The sequence below is a fragment of the Stenotrophomonas sp. YIM B06876 genome (assembly GCF_030711595.1).
In the GTDB taxonomy this organism is placed as follows: Bacteria; Pseudomonadota; Gammaproteobacteria; order Xanthomonadales; family Xanthomonadaceae; genus Stenotrophomonas.
Map to the genome: position 1 here is coordinate 48,326 of NZ_JAUJUJ010000015.1, position 16,614 is coordinate 64,939.

Genomic DNA, 16,614 nt, shown 5'->3' on the forward strand with positions numbered 1-16,614 from the left:
GGGTGGCAGGGTTGCGGGAATGACGAGCATGATCCGCCTTGAGCATGATGCCAGCCTTGATCTGGATCAATGTGCCCAGGGGCCATGCCGGGAGAAGGTGCACACGCAGCGAGCGGGGGGCTTGCTTACAATCGCCGTGTTTTCCTTCTGCAGAGTTGCCGTCCTTGTGAGTGATGTTCCAGACCCGCCTGAAGAGCAGCGCATGCGCCGCCGCCAGCAGCTGCAATGGCTGGCATCGCTTGCATCGGACGCGCGGTCGCGCCAGCGCACGGCGGCCGTGGCGGTCAGTGTTTCCGGAGCGCTGCTGATTGCGCAGGCCGCGGCCATCGCGTGGTTGATCCATGGCGTCGTGATTGAACACCGCGCGCTGGCGCAGACCGTGCCGGTTTTCACGGGCCTGGCATTGGTGTTGCTGTTGCGCAGCCTGCTCGGGGGAGTGGCGCAGACGGCCGGTGGCGATGTCGCCGACAGCGCGCGGCTGGCGCTGCGCGAGCGCGTCTACCGGCGGCTGATGGGCAACGGCCCGCTGTGGCTGCGGCAACAGCGCAGCGGCGAGCTGGGCGAACTGCTGATGACCCACGGCGATGCCATCGAAGGCTATTACGCCGGCTACCAGCCGGTGCGGGTCGAAGTGGTCGTGGTGCCCCTGCTGATTGTGCTGGCGGTGGCCTGGGTGGACTGGGTGGTGGCGCTGGTCCTGGTTTTCACCGCGCCGCTGGTGCCGTTTTTCATGATGCTGGTAGGTTGGGGTGCCGAAGCGGCCGGGCGCCAGCAGCTCGGTGAGCTGGCGCGGATGAGCGGCCATTTCGCCGATCGCATCAAAGGCCTGGGGCTGCTGCGTCTGTATGGACGGGGCGATGCCGAGCTGGAAGGCGTGGCACGGGCGGCGGAGGGCGTGCGCGTACGCACCCTGAAAGTGCTGCGCATCGCCTTCCTCTCGTCCACCGTGCTGGAGTTCTTCGCGTCGGTAAGCGTGGCGATGGTGGCGTTGTACCTGGGGCTGAGCTATCTGGGAATGCTGTCATTGCACGCCACGGTACCCACGCTGGGGACCGGCATGTTCTGCCTGCTGCTGGCGCCGGAGTTCTATGCGCCGTTGCGGCGTCTGGCCGCGCACTACCACGACCGCGCCAACGCGCTTGCGGCCGCGGCGGAAGTGGAACGCCTGTTGGGGGGCTTGCCGGGGGCCGATGACGCCGAACTGTTGCAGGCGTCCGCGCGCATGCTGGAGCCGGCCGAAGCAAAGGCGCCGGCGGTGGTCGTCGAGGCCGTTTCGTTGCGGCCACTGGGCGCCCGTCATGACGCGGTGACTGGACTTTCACTTCAGCTCGAAGCCGGGCGACGGGTGGCACTGACCGGCGCCAGCGGCAGTGGCAAGAGTACGGTTCTGGAAGCGCTGGCCGGCTGGTTGCCGCCGCGCGAAGGACGGATCGTTGTGCACCCGGGGTTGAAGGTCGGCTATGCCGGGCAACGGCCCTACCTGTTCCACGGCACCATCGCCGACAACCTGCGTCTGGCCGATCCCGGCGCCAGTGAGGCGCGCCTGCGCGCGGTGGCCGAAGCGGCGCAGGTGATGCGCTTTGCCGCGGGCCTGCCGCGCGGGCTGGATACGGTGATCGGCGAGCGCGGCTTCGGTCTTTCCGGCGGCGAGGCACGACGGATCGGGCTGGCACGGCTGTTGTTGCGTGATCCGGATGTGCTGCTGCTGGACGAACCGACCGCGTTCCTCGATCCGCGCACCGAAGCCGACCTGCTGGCGGCGCTGGCGATCCATGCGCGCGGGCGCAGCGTGTTGATGGCCACCCACAGCCAGGCGGCAATGCGCTGGGCCGACCAGGTCGTCGAACTGCAGGCCGCTGCCACCACGTCCGCGGAAGTGCTGGCATGAGCCGGGTACAGGACGATGACCTGCGCGCGGTGTTCCAGCGCCATCGCTGGCGGCTGCTGTTTTCAGTGGTGCTGCTGCTGACGACGATGCTGGCCGGGGTCGGCCTGCTGGGGCTGTCCGGCGGCTTCCTGACCGCGGCGGCATTGGCCGGGGCGACCGGCATCGGCAGTGGTTTCAACTTCTTTTCGCCCTCGGCCGGCATCCGTGCGCTGACCATCGCCCGGATCGTCTCGCGCTATTTCGAAAAGCTGGTCGGCCACGACGTCACCCTGCGTATCGCCCGTGACCTGCGGGTGTGGTTTTTCCGGCGTGCGCTGCCGCTGGCTCCCTCGCGTCTGGGCAGCAGCCGTACCGGCGAGCTGCTGGCGCGGTTGATGTCCGATATCGGCGAGATGGACGGTCTGCTGGTGCGGGCGATCGGGCCACTGCTCGCACTGGCCGGCATTTGCGTGGCTGCGATCACCGCGGCCGCGCTGATCTACTGGCCGGCGGCGGTACTGCTGACGGGGCTGGTGGTGGTCATCGGGATTGGCGTGCCGTGGCTCGCAGTGCGGCATGGCCATGCCGCGGAAAGCCAGCGTGCGCTACGCCGCTCGACGTTGCGCACCGTGGCCTTCGAGGGACTGGAGGGCGCGGCGGATCTGACCGCGCTGGAGGCGCGCGGCGACTGGACTGCGCGGGTGGAGGCCGCCGCGTTGCAGGTCGCCAGCAGCGATCGCCGCCGTCGGCGCCGCCTGGTTTCCGGCAATGTCATGCATTCGGCGTGTGCCGGCGCGGGGCTGGTGGCGATGCTGTGGCTGGCCCTGTCCGCGTTCCAGCACGGCGCGCTGGAGGCCCCGTTGGCGGCGGCCCTGGTGTTCCTGACGGTGGCCCTGCTCGAGGTGGCGGCCGGCATCGGCATGGCCTGGCAGTCGCTGCAGTCGGCGCAGGTCGCCGCGCACCGCTTGCGGCAGATTGCCGGCCAGTCGCCTGCGGTAAGCGAGGCACCGGCCCCGCAGCCGTTGCCGGCGGCGCCGTCGGTGCTGGCCTTGGAGGATGTGGGCTTCGCCTGGTCGGGGGAAAGCCGACGGCTGCTGGATGGCCTGGACCTGCAACTGGCACCGGGCGAGCGCATCGCCATCTGCGGTGACAGCGGGTGTGGCAAGACCACGCTGTCGTCGCTGGTGCTGCGGCTGTGGGATCCCGAGCAGGGGGCGGTGCGCTATGGCGGCGTCGACCTGCGGCAGGTCGAACAGGCCGCGTGGCACCGGCGCCTGGCATGGTTGCCGCAAGGCGCGCCGGTATTTGCCGGCAGCCTTGCCGAGAACCTGCGCCTGGGTGATCCGGCTGCCAGCGATGAGGCGTTGTGGGCGGTTCTGCACGACGTGCGTCTTTACGACTGGGCGCAGCGCCTGGGCGGGCTGTCGGCGTGGGTCGGCGAGAACGGCGCCACCCTGTCCGCCGGACAGGCGCGGCGCGTGGCGCTGGCCCGCGCGTTGCTGCGCAATGCGCCGTTGATGGTGCTCGACGAACCCACCGAGGGGCTGGACGTGGATACCGCCCACGCGTTGTTGCAGGACCTGGCTGCCGCACTGGGGAATCGCAGCCTGTTGATGATCACCCATGACGCGCTGCCCGACGGCGTGGTGCATCGCAGTTACCGCCTGCAGCAGGGCAGGTTGATCGCGGAAACGTGACGGGGTGGAGCTACCGCGTGCAGGCGATGCGCCAGGGCGATCTCTCGGCAGGTGGTTCATCCCGGGTATCTCTGGGAGATGGCGGTTGCCAGGCCAACCAGCCCCGGGAACGCCGGACAAACCTGTACAGCCATGCCCCGTTTGACGCCTCGCGGTCGAGCGCTGCGTGTCGGGCAGGGCGCGCCAGCGTCAGCCGCGCAGCCGTGGCGGCGCAGCTACCGCATGCCGTCCGGTGCCGTGGGCAAGGCCGGAGCACTGCCTGGGCGATGGAAGCCTTCCTGCGCTGGCGTCCACAGGCCGCGACCGGTTTCAGGGACGCCGTGGATCGGGCGGTGGCAGTTCCTCCCGGATGCGCAGGAACCGCGCGAAGCGCGGCAATCCGGTGCTGGTCAGCCCGTTGTAGCGATAGGTGACATGACTGCCCAACGGCGGTGGGGCCGCGCGCTGGGCATCCGTGAAACCGCTGCCGAGCCGGAACTGGCGGCCATCGGCACGTTCGACCAGCAGAGCGCCGAGCATCCCGGTGTATTTGCCTTTGCCCGGGACATGGGCAACCACCCGGGCTTCGGCATCGTCCCAGGGCTTGAGTTTGAACAGGGTGTCACTGCGCCCGGGCAGGTAGCGTCCGTGGCGGTGATGCAGCATCAATCCCTCGCCGCCGGCCGCCACCACCTCGCGCAGGTGCCTGTGCAACGCGGCGGTGTCGGCGAGTTGCCGCTGGGGAATGGCCTGCAGCCACGGCACGTGGGCCGCGCGGATACGCGTCTGCAGGATTTCCAGGCGCGCATCGAACGTGCCCGGATGGGCCGGCGCGTCGAACACCATGAAACGCAGGCGGCGCCAACCGCTATCGGTGGCGCCGGTGGTGCGCACCAGGGCACTGGTCTCGTCGAAGCGGTCACGGCCGAGCCACAGCTCGCCATCCAGTTCCATCGGCGGCCAACCGGCCACGAACCAGGCCGGTGCATCGATGCGGTTGCCGGCGCGGCTCCACAGCACCTTGCCGTCCCAGCGGGCGCGCACGCCATCGAGCTTCTCGCTGACCCAGTACTGGGAAACCTCCGGGCCCTCGCGCCAGCTGTTGGCCAGCATCAGCATCGGAGGCGAGCCGGCCGCTGCGGGGACCGCGGGCATCAATAGCAGCGCTGCCAGCAGGAATACAAACACTCGGGACATGGCCGGGTTCTCCGAAGGCGGTGTCAGGCACCACCTTCGCGTCCGCTGATCCGCCGGGCTATCGGAGTAGGACCCGCGGGCGGGTAGGAACCTGGACTGCCGTCGGGTGCGGAAACGCCGCCTACAGCGAGCGCAGGAAATTGCCGATGGCCGGACCGAATCGCGCGTAATCGACCAGGAACGCGTCATGGCCCTGCGGCGAGTCCAGCCCGATGAATTCGGCCTCGGCGCCGCCGGCGCGCAGCCCGTCGGCAATCTGTTGTTGCTGCTGCACTGGAAACAGGATGTCGGTATTGGCGCCGATGACCCGCACGCGCGGGACGTGGATTTTCGCCAGCCCGGCGATCACGTCGCCATTGCCGTATTCGGCCATGTCGAACCAGTCCATCGCCCGTCCCAGGTAGAGGTAGCAGTTGGGATCGAAGTGGCGCACGAAGCGGCGCGCATGGCCTTCCAGATAGCTTTCCACCTGGAATTCCAGGCCGAACGGGTCGTCATCGGACTGGTCCGAATCCAGTCGCACCCGGCCGAAGCGGCCATCCCACTCCAGTGCCGAGCGGTAGGTGATCACCCCCAGCTTGCGCGCCATGCGCATGCCCGATTCCGGATAGTGCTCGTCGTCGTAATCACCGCCGTTCCACTGCGGATCAAGGCGGATGGCTTCGCGCTGCAGCGAGCGGATGGCGATGGAAAAGGGCAGGGCCTGGGCGCTGCCGGAGATGTTGATGTGGGTGCGGGCGATACCGGGGTGCTGCAGCAGCAGCGCCAGCGCGGTCATGCCGCCCATCGAATTGCCGATCACACAGGCCAGCTGGTCGATGCCGAGCGCGCGCACGGTCTCGATCGCGGCATTGGCGATGTCCTCGATCGACAGCTCGGGAAAAGAGAGCCGGTAGCGCTGGCCGGTGGCCGGATCGATCGAGGCCGGCCCGGTGGACCCCTTGCAGCTGCCCAGCGAATTGACGCAGACCACGAACCAGCGATCGGTGTCGATCGGTTTTCCCGGTCCCAGCATCGGCTCCCACCAGCCCGGCGCGGGATTGGCCGGGTTGCTGGCCGCATGGGCGTCGGGCGACAGGCCGGTGACGATCAGGATCGCGTTGCCGCCCCCGCCATCCAGGGTTCCCCAGGTTTCATAGGCGATGTGCGCTTCGCGCAGCGCGCCCCCGCGCTTCATCCGGAACGGCGAGGAGAGCGCGAGGAAACGGCTGCCGGGAGGCGTGAATTCGGTCATCGGTCGATTTTAGCGGGGTTGCCGCCGGTTGTTGCGGTCTGTGGCAGCGCCGGTGGTCACCGCGCTACGCCCCATCACGTGCCGGGGGCGCCGAGCACGATCTCCACCGGCTGCCGCGCCGGCAGCGTCACCCGCACCGGCGCCGATTCGAGGTCATCGGTCTGGCGCATCGCATTGCCGCTGGCCGACAGCCGTGCCAGTACTTCGACCTCGCCCAGCGCGGAGAGCTTGTGGGTCGGCATCGGGCTGTCGCCGTCATCCAGGGTCACCGTCAGCGGCAGGTCCTGCAGCGCATGCCGCTCCACGGCGACCGGCATCGGCGGGCCGCCCGGAATGCGGGCGATCACAAACACGGTGGTGTCACCGCGCAGGCGCGCGCGCGCGGCGAAGTCCGGGTCCAGGGCGATCCTTACCGTTACCGCGTTTTCCGCGACCGCCGTTGTGGGAGCCGCCGGCAATGGTGGCTGGCCGGCGGCGGCGCGGGCCGCGTCGATCTGTTCGCGCAACGCGGCCGCAGCGCCGGGTTCAAGTCGCGGCAGCAGGGTTTCCCAGGTCTGCGCCGCCTGCGCGGCGTGTCCGCGCTGGCGCTGGACGATGCCGATCAGCCACACCGCCCGTTCGTTGTCGGGCGCCTGTTCGCGGGCCTGTTGCAACCACTGCAGCGCGGTGTCATCGAACTGGTGGTCCGGGTCGGCCTGGGCGCGGGCCTGGGCGGCTTCCACCAGCAGCACCGATTCAGCAGGAGCCAGCTGCACGGCGCGCCGGTAGGACGCGGCGGCGGCCTCGGTGCGGCCCAGTTCGAGCTGGGAGCGGGCCAGCAGCGCCCAGCCGTCGGCCCGTTGCGGATCGCGCTCCAGTGCGGCCTGCAGGCGGGCGATGCCGTCCTCCAGTGTTTGCGGGGCCAGTGTCGCCTGCGGCTGCAGGGCGTCGGGGGTTCCCAGCAGCCGGTACAGCGCCAGCGTGGCGACCACCAGACTGGCCACCAGCGTCAGCCAGACCGCGCGCTTGCCATCGCGGGCCAGCGGCCACAACACGATGCCGGTGGCCGCGGCCGCCAGCAGCGCGATCAACAGCTGGAACAGGCCGCTCACCATTCGCGTTCTTCCTGGTCGGCCTCATCGGCGATGGGCGCGGCCAATTGCCGTCCGCGCCGGCGGACATGCACCACCAGGACGCCAGCCGCGATGAGCAGCAGCAGCCCGGGGCCGAACCACAGCAGCAGGTTGCCGCCGTCCATCTGTGGCCGGTACAGCACGAACGGGCCGTAGCGATCGACCAGGAACCGCTTGATCTGCGCATCGCTCCGGCCCTGCTGCATCAGCGCCAGTACTTCGCGGCGCAGGTCATGGGCGATCTGCGCGTTGGAGTCGGCCAGCGACTGGTTCTGGCATTGCACGCAGCGCAATTCGGCGGTCAGCGCGTGAAAGCGGTTTTCCTCGGCGCGGTCGCGATACTGCAGCGGACTGGGGTCGCCCGCCGGCTGCGCATGGGCGGGGACGACAGCGCCCAGCACCAGCAGCAGTACCGGCAGCCAAAGCCGATTCATCGAGTGGCTCCGCCGCGTGCCGGTGGCGCGGCGCGGCGCGCGTCATCTTCGACTTTCTGCAGCGCCGGCAGCAGCTGCCGGGTCATCACGGTCTCGGTCAGGGCACCGCTGTACTTCCAGCGCACGATGCCGTTGCCATCGACCAGGAAGGTTTCCGGCGCCGCGGCGATGCCCCAGTCCAGCGCGGTGCGGCCATCGGTGTCGGCCAGCACCAGCAGATACGGATTGCCCAGACGCTCCAGCCACTGCAGCGCATCGGCGCGTTCGTCCTTCCAGTTGTAGCCGATCACGCGCACGCGCTTGGTCAGCGCGAACCGGGTCAATACCGGGTGTTCATCGCGACACGCCGGGCACCAGCTGCCCCAGACGTTGAGCAGGTAGGGCGCACCGCGCAGCTGCTGGCCGGTGACCTGGATGCTCGGGTCGTGCAACACCGGCAGCGAAAAGTCCGGGGCCGGCTTGCCGATCAGCGCAGAGGGCAGGCTGTCGCGGTCCGGGTCCCCGGAGCGCTTGACCCCGAACAGCATCAGTCCCAGCAGGCCGGCGAAGAACAGTACGCCGAGTACGAGGGCCACGGGCGGCAGGCGCTGCGGGCGGGCAGTGGAATCGGACATCAGGGTTTCTCCGGAAGCCGGCGGAACCGGCGGTCGGCGGCGGTGACAAAGCCACCCAGGGCCATCAGCGCAGCGCCGAACCAGATCCAGCGCACGAAGGGTTTGATCTGCACGCGTACCGCCCAGGCATCGTTGCCCAGCGATTCGCCCAGCGCGACATAGACATCACCGAACAGGCCGGGATGGATGCCCGCTTCGGTCATGCCCTGGCCACCACTGGCGTAAACGCGTTTTTCAGGATGCAGCCGGGCGAGGGGGCGGCCCTCGCGCAGCAGTTGCAGATGGCCGCGATCGGAATGGTAGTTCGGGCCTTGCCGTGCATCCACGCCTTCGAACACCAGCCGGTAGCGGCCCAGGTCCAGCGCCTGCCCGGGAGCCAGGGCGACCTCACGCTGTGCGTTGAGCGCTTCCACCAGCAACGCGCCCACCAGGAACACGGCGATGCCGCCATGGGCGAGCACCATGCCGACGGTTTCGGCATTGAAGCGGCCCCTGGCGCGGATCCGGGTCCACACGAAGCGGGCGGTGCCGAACGCGACCCACGCCGCGGCGCCGATGCCGACGGCGGTTTTCAACTGCCCTTGCGGCGCCATGAACCAGCCGATCGCGCCCAGCGCGATTGCCAGCCCGGCCCACGGCAGCAGCAGCGCCAGCGGGCGCAGGCCCTGTTCGCGCTGCCAGCGGGTCAGCGGCCCGAACGGCAGCAGCAGCACCAGCGGGGCCATCAGCAGCAAAAACAGCGTGCCGAAGTACGGCGGTCCGACCGAGACCTTGCCCAGATCCAGCGCATCGGCCAACAGCGGATACAGCGTGCCCAGCAGCACCATCGCAGCGGCGCAGCTGAGCAGCAGGTTGTTGGCCAGCAACAGGCTTTCGCGCGAATTGAGTACAAACGCCCGCCGCGGATCGTCCGGGTTGCCGCCGATGCCCGGGGCGCGCAACGCGTACAGCAGCAATGAGCCGCCGACGACCAGGGCCAGGAAAATCAGGATGAACAGGCCACGCGAGGGATCGGCGGCGAACGAGTGCACGCTGGTCAACACGCCCGAGCGCACCAGGAAGGTGCCCAGCAACGACAGCGCGAACGCGGTGATCGCCAGCAGCAGGGTCCAGCCGACAAACACCCCGCGCTTTTCGGTCGCCGCCTGCGAATGCAGCAGGGCGGCGCCGACCAGCCACGGCATGAAGCTGGCGTTCTCCACCGGGTCCCAGAACCACCAGCCGCCCCAGCCCAGTTCGTAGTACGCCCACCAGCTGCCCAGCGCGATGCCGATGGTGAGAAAGCCCCAGGCGACGTTGGTCCACGGACGGGTCCAGCGCAGCCAGCGCACGTCGATGTGGCCATCGAGCAGGGCGGCGATGGCGAAGGCAAACGGCACCGCGAAACCGACGTAGCCCAGATACAGCAGCGGCGGGTGGATGATCAGGCCGGGATCCTGCAGCAGCGGATTGAGGTCGCGGCCTTCCAGCGGCGCCGGCAGCAGGCGCACGAAGGGGGTGGAGGTGAACAGCAGGAAAGCGAGAAAGCCCACGCTGATGATGCCCATCACCGCCAGCACCCGCGCCACCACCTCGGCCGGCAGGCGCCGCGAGCATTCGGCCACCGCCGCCGTCCACAGCGCCAGCACCAGCGTCCACAGCAGCAGAGAGCCCTCGTGCGCACCCCACACCGCGGAATAGCGGTAGATCATCGGCAGCAGGGAATTGGAGTTCTCGGCGACATAGCGCAGCGAGAAATCCTGGCGTACGAAGGCCAGCGTCAGCATGACGAACGCGCCCAGCACCGTCAGCAGTTGCAGGTGCGCGGCCGGGCGCGCGACCGCCATCCACGAGGACTGCCGGCGGTGGGCGCCGATCAGCGGCAGCGAGCACTGCAGCAATGCCGCCAGCAGCGCCAGGATCAGCAGGACCTGCCCGATCTCGCCCAGCACTCAGGGCGCATCCGTGGCAGCGGGCGCGGGTACCTGGTGCTTGTCGTGCGCCAGCCCCATCTTGTCGGCCAGTTCCTTGGGCATGTAGGTCTCATCGTGCTTGGCCAACACGTCTTCGGCGACAAACACGCCATCGACCATGCGCCCGGTAGCGACCACCGCCTGACCTTCGCGGAACAGGTCCGGCAGGATGCGGTCGTAGCTCACCGGCAGTTCGCCATCGCCATCGGTGACCTGGAAGTGGGCGTTCAGGGCGCCGGGTTCACGCCGGAACGAGTCTTTGGCCACCATGCCGCCCAGGCGGAAGCGCGCATCGGGAGCGACTTTGCCGGCCAGCACCTCGGCCGGGGTGTAGAGGTAGGCGACATTGCGTTGCAGGGCCATCGCGGTAAGCGACAGCGCGACCGCGGCCGCGACCACGGCCAGGATCACGAACATCAGGCGGCGGCGCTGGACCGGGCTCACCGGGTCAATTCCGCATCGGCGGCCGCGGCGTCACCGCGTCTGGAACGCCCGGCACGGCGGCGGGCATCGCGCAGCTGTTGCCGCAGTTGCAGGCGCGGGGCGATGAAATCCCAGGCCAGCACCAGCGCGAACACCGCATAGGCCATCGCCACGTATTTGAAGTAGCTCACGGCGTCTTCTCCAGTCGCTGCAGCACCCAGGCCTTGCCGATCTCGCGGCGCAGGTTGTCGGCACGGGCACGGGCCAGCAGCGAGCCGGCAAACCAGAACTTGGTGGCGAACACCATCAGCCACAACGGCAGGATCATGCTGCTGTCCATGCTCGACTCGCCCAGCAGGCGGATGGTCTGGCCCTGGTGCAGCGAGTTCCACCACACCACCGAATAGCGGATCACCGGCAGCAGCACCACCCCGACAATGGCCAGCAGGCCGGCCGAACGGGCGGCCGCGCGGCGGTCATCGATCGCCCCGTACAGGCCGATCACCCCCAGATACAGGAACAGCAGGATCAGCTCGGTGGTCAGGCGCGGGTCCCAGTCCCACCACGTGCCCCACATCGGCTTGCCCCAGAGGCTGCCGGTGGCCAGCGTGATCACGGTGAACGCCGCGCCGATGGGCGCACAGGCCATCGCCAGGATTTCGCACAGCTTGATCCGCCAGACCAGCGCGATGGCGCTGTACAGCGCCATCAGCCCGAATACGAACAGGCTCATCCAGGCCGAGGGCACGTGGATATAGAGAATGCGGAAGCTGTCGCCCTGCTGGTAATCCGCCGGCACCACCGCCAGCGCCTGCCACAGGCCGAAGCCGAACAGCGGCAGCGAGGCGAGGTAGCACCAGGGTGCCCAGCGGGCAGCGAAGGAATCGAAATAAGCGGGCGAACCCAGTTGGTGGAACCAACGTACCAAACCCTTGGACATCCGATCACTCGCTGAAGAAAACCGACGGCCGGCCCACCTTGCTGCCCCGACCCCCGCCGCGAACACGGGGTACCTGCACCGCCGCATTCTCCCAGACTGGGGCACATCCGCCAAGCAGCGGGCCGGCCGGTCGCGTGCTTACGGTTTGAGGGTGAGCGTGCCTTTCATGAAGGCCGAATGGCCGGGGAAGCTGCAGAAAAATTCGGTGGGTGTTTTGCCCAGCTTGGCCACCGGGAACGACACCGAGGTGCTTTCACCGCCCCCGACCACGGTGCTGTGCGCGATCACCCGGGCGTCGCCGGGCTTGATGTAGTTGTCCGCCAGCCCGGCTTTCATGCCGTCGGCATCGATCCCGGCCATGTCGGCGGGCTTGGCGATGACCACGTTGTGGCCCATCACCGCGCGGGCCAGCTTGCCGGTGTGCTTGAGATGGATGGTGAAGGTGGTGCAGCTTCTGGGCACGTCGATATTGGCCAGGTTGTATCTCATCGCGTCGCTGCCTTCGAGATTGGCCGCACAGTTGGCGGCGGCGTGGACTGAAGGGGCGGCGCCCAGCACGGCAAGGGCGAAAACAAGGCGATAGCTCATGGCAGGACTCCCGGTTGCGATGCATGCGCCATGCATTGGCGCGAAGGGACGGAGGAGGGCGGCGGTCAGCGCCTTGTGGCATCGGGCGAACTCGCCGCCTGCCCGGCGGCGGACGGGTCTGCGCAAGCACCGGGCCGCAGCGCAAGCCTAGGATCACGTGCCGTCAGCGGCAGTGAAGAGTGGGGCGCACCGGCGCGGTTTTGGCGCGGCGCGGGACGCCGTGCAGCGGGTGTGGCTGCCTGCTGCGGCCGGCTGCTCAGGAAGTGGAAATGCGGATCGCGGCCGCGGCGGTGAGCGGGGCCAGCAGCAGGCTCACCACCAGCCCGGCACCGAGCAGCAGCAACGCGCCGCTGGCATCGAAGCCCTGCGCGGTGGCGGCTACCGCACCGGCGCCAAACACCAGCACCGGCACGTACAGCGGCAGGGCCAGCAGGGCCAGCAGGATCCCGGAACGGCGCATGCCTACCGTCAACGCGGCGACCACCGCGCCGAGCAGGCTCAGCAGCGGGGTGCCCAGCGCCAGCGAAACCAGCAGCACCGGCAACTGTTCGCGTGGCAGGTGCATCAGCTCGGCCAGCAACGGGCTGACCAGTACCAGCGGGAAGGCGGTGGTGAGCCAGTGCGAGAACACCCGGACCGCGATCAACCAGGCCAGCGGTATCGGCGACAGCAACCACTGCTCCAGCGACCCGTCCTCGGCATCGCTGCGGAACAGCGTATCCAGCGACAACAGGCCGGCCAGCATCACCGACAGCCACAACACCGCCGCGGCGACCCGCTGCAGCTGCTCCGGCTCGCCGCCCAGCGCGAGCGCGAACAGGGCCACGACCAGCAGCGCGAACAGCACCGGTTGCGCGGCATCGCCCCGGCGGCGCCACAGCAGTTTCAGGTCGCGCTCCAGCAGTGCCTTGGCGGTGCTGTAAAGGCTGGGGTGCGGCCCGGGCAGTTTCATGCGGACGCCTCCGCGGCAATGCTGGCCAGGGCCAGGGTGCGGTGCGGCACCGGCGGCGCGGCATAGGCGCCGTGGGTGGTGACGATGGCGCCGCCACCCGTGCGCAGATGTGCGGAAAGCATGCGGTTGACCAGGTTGATGCCATCCAGGTCGAGGTTGGCGTAAGGCTCGTCCAGCAGCCACACCGGCGCCGGCGACAGCCAGATGCGTGCCAGCGACAGGCGTTTTTTCTGCCCGGCCGACAACTGCCGTACCGGGGTGTCCTCGTAACCGCCCAGACCGACAACGGCCAGCGCGCTGCCGGGCACCTGACGCGCACGCCGGCCGTGCAGGCCACACAGGAAATGCAGGTTTTCCAGCGTGCCCAGATCCTGCTTCAGCGCCGGCAGATGGCCCATGTAGCCGATGAAGCGCGGGCGATCACCGGTGGCCGCCGGCTTGCCGTCGATCTCGATCTCACCGTCGTCGGCCCGCAGCAATCCGGCCAGTACCCGCAGCAGCGTGGTCTTGCCGGCCCCATTGCCGCCATGCACCAGCAGCGCTTCGCCGCTGTCGACATGCAGGTCGACCGGGCCGAACACCGGTTCATCGTTGCGGCTGAAGCGCAGTGCGCGCGCGGCGAGCAATGGAGGAAGGTTCGGGGCTTCAGTCATCGGGTCAGGCGCTTCCATCCTTGGGGCAGGGAGCGCGAAAAAGCGGCGCGGAGGGCTGGCGCATTATAGCCCCGCCCACTTGGCGATCGCGGCCGGCGCAGGGGCACTGCACGCCGGGTCGACATCGCGCAGACAGAACCGCGCCGGCGCCATTGCGTACACTGGCGCTTTATTGGCTACCTACGCACGCACGCATGCAACCGCAGACCAAACTGCCCAAGGTGGGCACCACCATTTTCACCGTGATGTCGCAGCTGGCCGCCGAACATGGCGCGGTCAACCTCGGACAGGGCTTTCCGGATTTCGCCGCGCCGCAGCGGCTGCTGGATGAGACCGCCAAGGCCATGCAGGCCGGCTTGAACCAGTATCCGGCGATGGCCGGCGTGGCGCCGCTGCGCCAGGCGATCGCGCAGAAGGTGCTGGACTGCTACGGCGCGGTGGTCGATCCGGAAACCGAAATCACCGTCACCAGCGGCGGCACCGAGGCGATCTTCAATGCGATCCATGCGGTGGTGCGCGCCGGTGAGGAAGTGATCGTGCTGGACCCGGCCTACGACTGCTACGAACCGGCGATCGACCTGGCCGGCGCGCGCGCGGTGCATGTGCCGCTGGACCCGCAGACCTTCGCCGTGGACTGGGACCGCGTGCGCGCGGCGATCACCCCGAAGACGCGGATGCTGATGGTCAACAGCCCGCACAATCCGTCCGGCGCGGTGCTGGGCGCGGCCGACATGCAGGCGCTGGGCGAGCTGCTGCGCGGCACCGACATCTATCTGATCTCCGACGAGGTCTACGAGCACATCATCTATGACGGTGTCCGCCATGAATCGGCGCTGCGCTGGCCCGAACTGCGCGAGCGCGCCTTCGTCATCTCCAGCTTCGGCAAGACCTACCACTGCACGGGCTGGAAGATCGGCTATGCGGTCGCGCCGCCGGCGCTGACCGCCGAGTTCCGCAAGGTCCACCAGTACAACACCTTCACCAGCTTCGGCCCGGCGCAGTACGGGTTCGCGGCGATGATCCGCGACGAGCCGCAGCACCATCTGCAGCTGGGCGCGTTCTACCAGGCCAAGCGCGACCGCTTCCGCGCGCAGCTGCTGACCACGCGGCTGAAGCCGCTGCCGGTGCCGGGCGGTTATTTCCAGCTGGTCGACTATTCGGCGGTCAGCGATCTGCCCGACCACGAATTCGTGAAGTGGCTGACCATCGAGAAGGGCGTCACCGCGATTCCGCTGTCGCCGTTCTATGAAACCCCGCCGGCAGGCCAGCGCCTGGTGCGCCTGTGCTTCGCCAAGAACGAAGCCACGGTGGATGCGGCCATCGAACGGCTGCGCACGCTGTGACCCGGGAGGCTGCGAGCATGCAGGATCTGCGCATCTCCCTGGTGCAGGGCGATACCCGCTGGCACGATCCGGCCGCCAACCGCGCGCACTACGGCGCGTTGCTGGCGCCGCTGGCCGGCACCACCGATCTGGTGATCCTGCCGGAAACCTTCACCAGCGGTTTTTCCAACGAGGCGATCGACAAGGCCGAGGACATGGACGGCCCGACCGTGGCCTGGATCCGTGAGCAGGCGCGCGTGCTCGACGCGGCGGTCACCGGCAGCGTGCAGCTGCGCGTGGGTGAGGACGTCTACAACCGCTTGCTGTGGGCCACCCCGGACGGCGGGCTGCAGTATTACGACAAGCGCCACCTGTTCCGTTATGCCGGCGAACACCGGCGTTACGCCGCCGGCAACCAGCGGTTGTGCGTGGAATGGAAGGGCTGGCGGATCAATCCGCAGGTCTGTTACGACCTGCGTTTTCCGGTGTTCTGCCGCAATCGCTATGACGTCGAGCGCGCCGGGCAGCTGGATTTCGACCTGCAGATCTTCGTCGCCAACTGGCCCTCGGCCCGTGCCCACGCATGGCGCACGCTGGCGCGGGCACGGGCGATCGAAAACCTGTGCTTTGTGGCCGTGGTGAATCGCGTCGGCATCGACGGCAATGGTCTGCACTATGCCGGCGACAGTGCGGTAATCGATTGCCTCGGCCAGCCGCAGGTGGAGATCCGCGAACGCGAGCAGGTGGTCACCACCACGATCTCGGCCGCTGCGCTGGTGGAACATCGTGAGCGCTTCCCGGCGATGCTCGATGCGGATGCGTTCACCCTGGACGGGCCGGTGGTCATACGCTGAATGGGTGCCTGCCGGATCTTTCGTGGCCGGTCTGCAGTGCGCGGACGGGCTGTTAGGCTCGATCCAGTTCTCTCGACAACATGAGGTTGAAGCAGATGAAGACACTTTTCGCGGCGCTGGTCCTGGTCGGCTCAGCGGTCCTGGCGCCGGCGGCACAGGCGGCGGGCAATATCGATTGCGAGCTGCGTTACAACCTCGCCGGGTGGTCGGCGTTCTACAAGACCGCTTCCGGCAGCGGCACCATTGTCTGCGACAACGGCGCCCGGATTCCGGTGAAAATCACTGCCAAGGGCGGAGGCCTGACCGTAGGCAAGACCAAGATCACCGACGGCAAGGGCCGTTTCACCGGGGCGTATTCGCTCAACGAGCTGCTGGGTACCTATGCCGCGGCCGAGGCGCATGCCAGTGCTTCCAAGGCCACCACCGCGCAGGTGATGACCAAGGGCGACATTTCGCTGGCGCTGGCCGGCACCGGTGAGGGGTGGAGTCTGGGAGTGGGCTTCGGCAAGTTCGTGCTGGAGCGGCGCTGAGTCCTGTTGACCGTGTACCACTGATTCTCTGCGGCAATCACGCAGATAAAAAAAACGCCCCCGCAAAACGGGGGCGTTGTGTATGCGCTCAGTGCAGGCGATCAGCCGCCGCGCGGGCCACGGTTGCCACCGCCACCCGGACGACCGCCGCCGGGGCGCCCGGCACCACCGGGACGATTGCCGCCGGGACGATGGCCATCGTGACGCGGAGCGCCACCGGGACGGCCACCTGGGCCGCCAGGACCACCCGCGCCACGGCTCGGGCC

The 16,614-nt window shown here is 68.6% G+C and carries 17 protein-coding genes; 5 read left to right on the forward strand and 12 right to left on the reverse strand.

Annotated elements, in window-relative coordinates:
- Window positions 1-202: 202 nt before the first annotated feature.
- Both cydD and cydC read left to right on the forward strand, forming a co-directional pair.
- Window positions 203-1,888, forward strand: coding sequence for a thiol reductant ABC exporter subunit CydD (gene cydD / locus QZH66_RS08195; RefSeq protein WP_305805480.1), 1,686 nt, complete (start codon window positions 203-205; stop codon window positions 1,886-1,888).
- Complete coding sequence (gene cydC / locus QZH66_RS08200; protein ID WP_305805462.1) at window positions 1,885-3,564, forward strand: thiol reductant ABC exporter subunit CydC; 1,680 nt, start codon at window positions 1,885-1,887, stop codon at window positions 3,562-3,564. Before cydD ends, cydC begins: the two co-directional genes overlap by 4 nt.
- 309 nt (window positions 3,565-3,873) lie before the next feature.
- Here cydC and QZH66_RS08205 read toward each other — a convergent pair whose 3' ends face one another.
- The 12 genes from QZH66_RS08205 to ccmA form a co-directional block, all read right to left on the reverse strand.
- Window positions 3,874-4,740, reverse strand: a complete 867-nt coding sequence (locus tag QZH66_RS08205; RefSeq protein WP_305805463.1) for a DNA ligase — start codon at window positions 4,738-4,740, stop codon at window positions 3,874-3,876.
- A gap of 121 nt (window positions 4,741-4,861) precedes the next feature.
- Window positions 4,862-5,974, reverse strand: coding sequence for a homoserine O-acetyltransferase (locus tag QZH66_RS08210; protein ID WP_305805464.1), 1,113 nt, complete (start codon window positions 5,972-5,974; stop codon window positions 4,862-4,864).
- A gap of 74 nt (window positions 5,975-6,048) precedes the next feature.
- Window positions 6,049-7,068 carry a cytochrome C biogenesis protein gene (locus QZH66_RS08215; protein WP_305805465.1) on the reverse strand — a complete coding sequence of 340 codons (1,020 nt, stop codon included), beginning with the start codon at window positions 7,066-7,068 and terminating at the stop codon, window positions 6,049-6,051.
- Window positions 7,062-7,520 carry a cytochrome c-type biogenesis protein gene (locus QZH66_RS08220; RefSeq protein WP_305805466.1) on the reverse strand — a complete coding sequence of 153 codons (459 nt, stop codon included), beginning with the start codon at window positions 7,518-7,520 and terminating at the stop codon, window positions 7,062-7,064. Before QZH66_RS08220 ends, QZH66_RS08215 begins: the two co-directional genes overlap by 7 nt.
- Window positions 7,517-8,134, reverse strand: coding sequence for a DsbE family thiol:disulfide interchange protein (locus tag QZH66_RS08225; RefSeq protein WP_305805467.1), 618 nt, complete (start codon window positions 8,132-8,134; stop codon window positions 7,517-7,519). The genes QZH66_RS08220 and QZH66_RS08225 overlap by 4 nt, the downstream gene beginning before the upstream one ends.
- The gene (locus QZH66_RS08230) at window positions 8,134-10,065 is read right to left on the reverse strand and encodes a heme lyase CcmF/NrfE family subunit (RefSeq protein WP_305805468.1); all 1,932 of its coding nucleotides are present in this window, start codon (window positions 10,063-10,065) and stop codon (window positions 8,134-8,136) included. Before QZH66_RS08230 ends, QZH66_RS08225 begins: the two co-directional genes overlap by 1 nt.
- Window positions 10,066-10,530 carry a cytochrome c maturation protein CcmE gene (gene ccmE, locus QZH66_RS08235; protein WP_305805469.1) on the reverse strand — a complete coding sequence of 155 codons (465 nt, stop codon included), beginning with the start codon at window positions 10,528-10,530 and terminating at the stop codon, window positions 10,066-10,068.
- Window positions 10,527-10,700: a heme exporter protein CcmD gene (gene ccmD / locus QZH66_RS08240; protein WP_305805470.1), complete on the reverse strand. Its 174-nt coding sequence runs from the start codon at window positions 10,698-10,700 to the stop codon at window positions 10,527-10,529. The genes ccmE and ccmD overlap by 4 nt, the downstream gene beginning before the upstream one ends.
- A complete protein-coding gene (locus tag QZH66_RS08245) occupies window positions 10,697-11,449 on the reverse strand; it encodes a heme ABC transporter permease (protein WP_305805471.1) in 753 nt (250 codons plus the stop codon). Before QZH66_RS08245 ends, ccmD begins: the two co-directional genes overlap by 4 nt.
- Before the next feature lie 138 nt (window positions 11,450-11,587).
- Window positions 11,588-12,037 (reverse strand): azurin, encoded by a 450-nt coding sequence (azu, locus tag QZH66_RS08250; RefSeq protein WP_305805472.1) that lies wholly within the window; start codon window positions 12,035-12,037, stop codon window positions 11,588-11,590.
- A gap of 256 nt (window positions 12,038-12,293) precedes the next feature.
- The gene (gene ccmB, locus QZH66_RS08255; RefSeq protein ID WP_305805473.1) at window positions 12,294-12,989 is read right to left on the reverse strand and encodes a heme exporter protein CcmB; all 696 of its coding nucleotides are present in this window, start codon (window positions 12,987-12,989) and stop codon (window positions 12,294-12,296) included.
- Window positions 12,986-13,642, reverse strand: a complete 657-nt coding sequence (gene ccmA, locus QZH66_RS08260; RefSeq protein WP_305805474.1) for a heme ABC exporter ATP-binding protein CcmA — start codon at window positions 13,640-13,642, stop codon at window positions 12,986-12,988. The genes ccmB and ccmA overlap by 4 nt, the downstream gene beginning before the upstream one ends.
- 194 nt (window positions 13,643-13,836) lie before the next feature.
- Here ccmA and QZH66_RS08265 point away from each other — a divergent pair, with 194 nt between their 5' ends.
- The 3 genes from QZH66_RS08265 (at window position 13,837) to QZH66_RS08275 (ending at window position 16,348) form a co-directional block, all read left to right on the forward strand.
- Window positions 13,837-14,985 carry a pyridoxal phosphate-dependent aminotransferase gene (locus QZH66_RS08265; protein ID WP_305805475.1) on the forward strand — a complete coding sequence of 383 codons (1,149 nt, stop codon included), beginning with the start codon at window positions 13,837-13,839 and terminating at the stop codon, window positions 14,983-14,985.
- A 17-nt stretch (window positions 14,986-15,002) separates the two neighbouring features.
- Window positions 15,003-15,818, forward strand: coding sequence for an amidohydrolase (locus QZH66_RS08270; protein ID WP_305805476.1), 816 nt, complete (start codon window positions 15,003-15,005; stop codon window positions 15,816-15,818).
- Window positions 15,819-15,913: 95 nt separating this feature from the next.
- Entirely contained in the window at window positions 15,914-16,348 is a 435-nt protein-coding gene (locus tag QZH66_RS08275; RefSeq protein ID WP_305805477.1) for a hypothetical protein, read from the forward strand.
- Window positions 16,349-16,614: the final 266 nt, after the last annotated feature.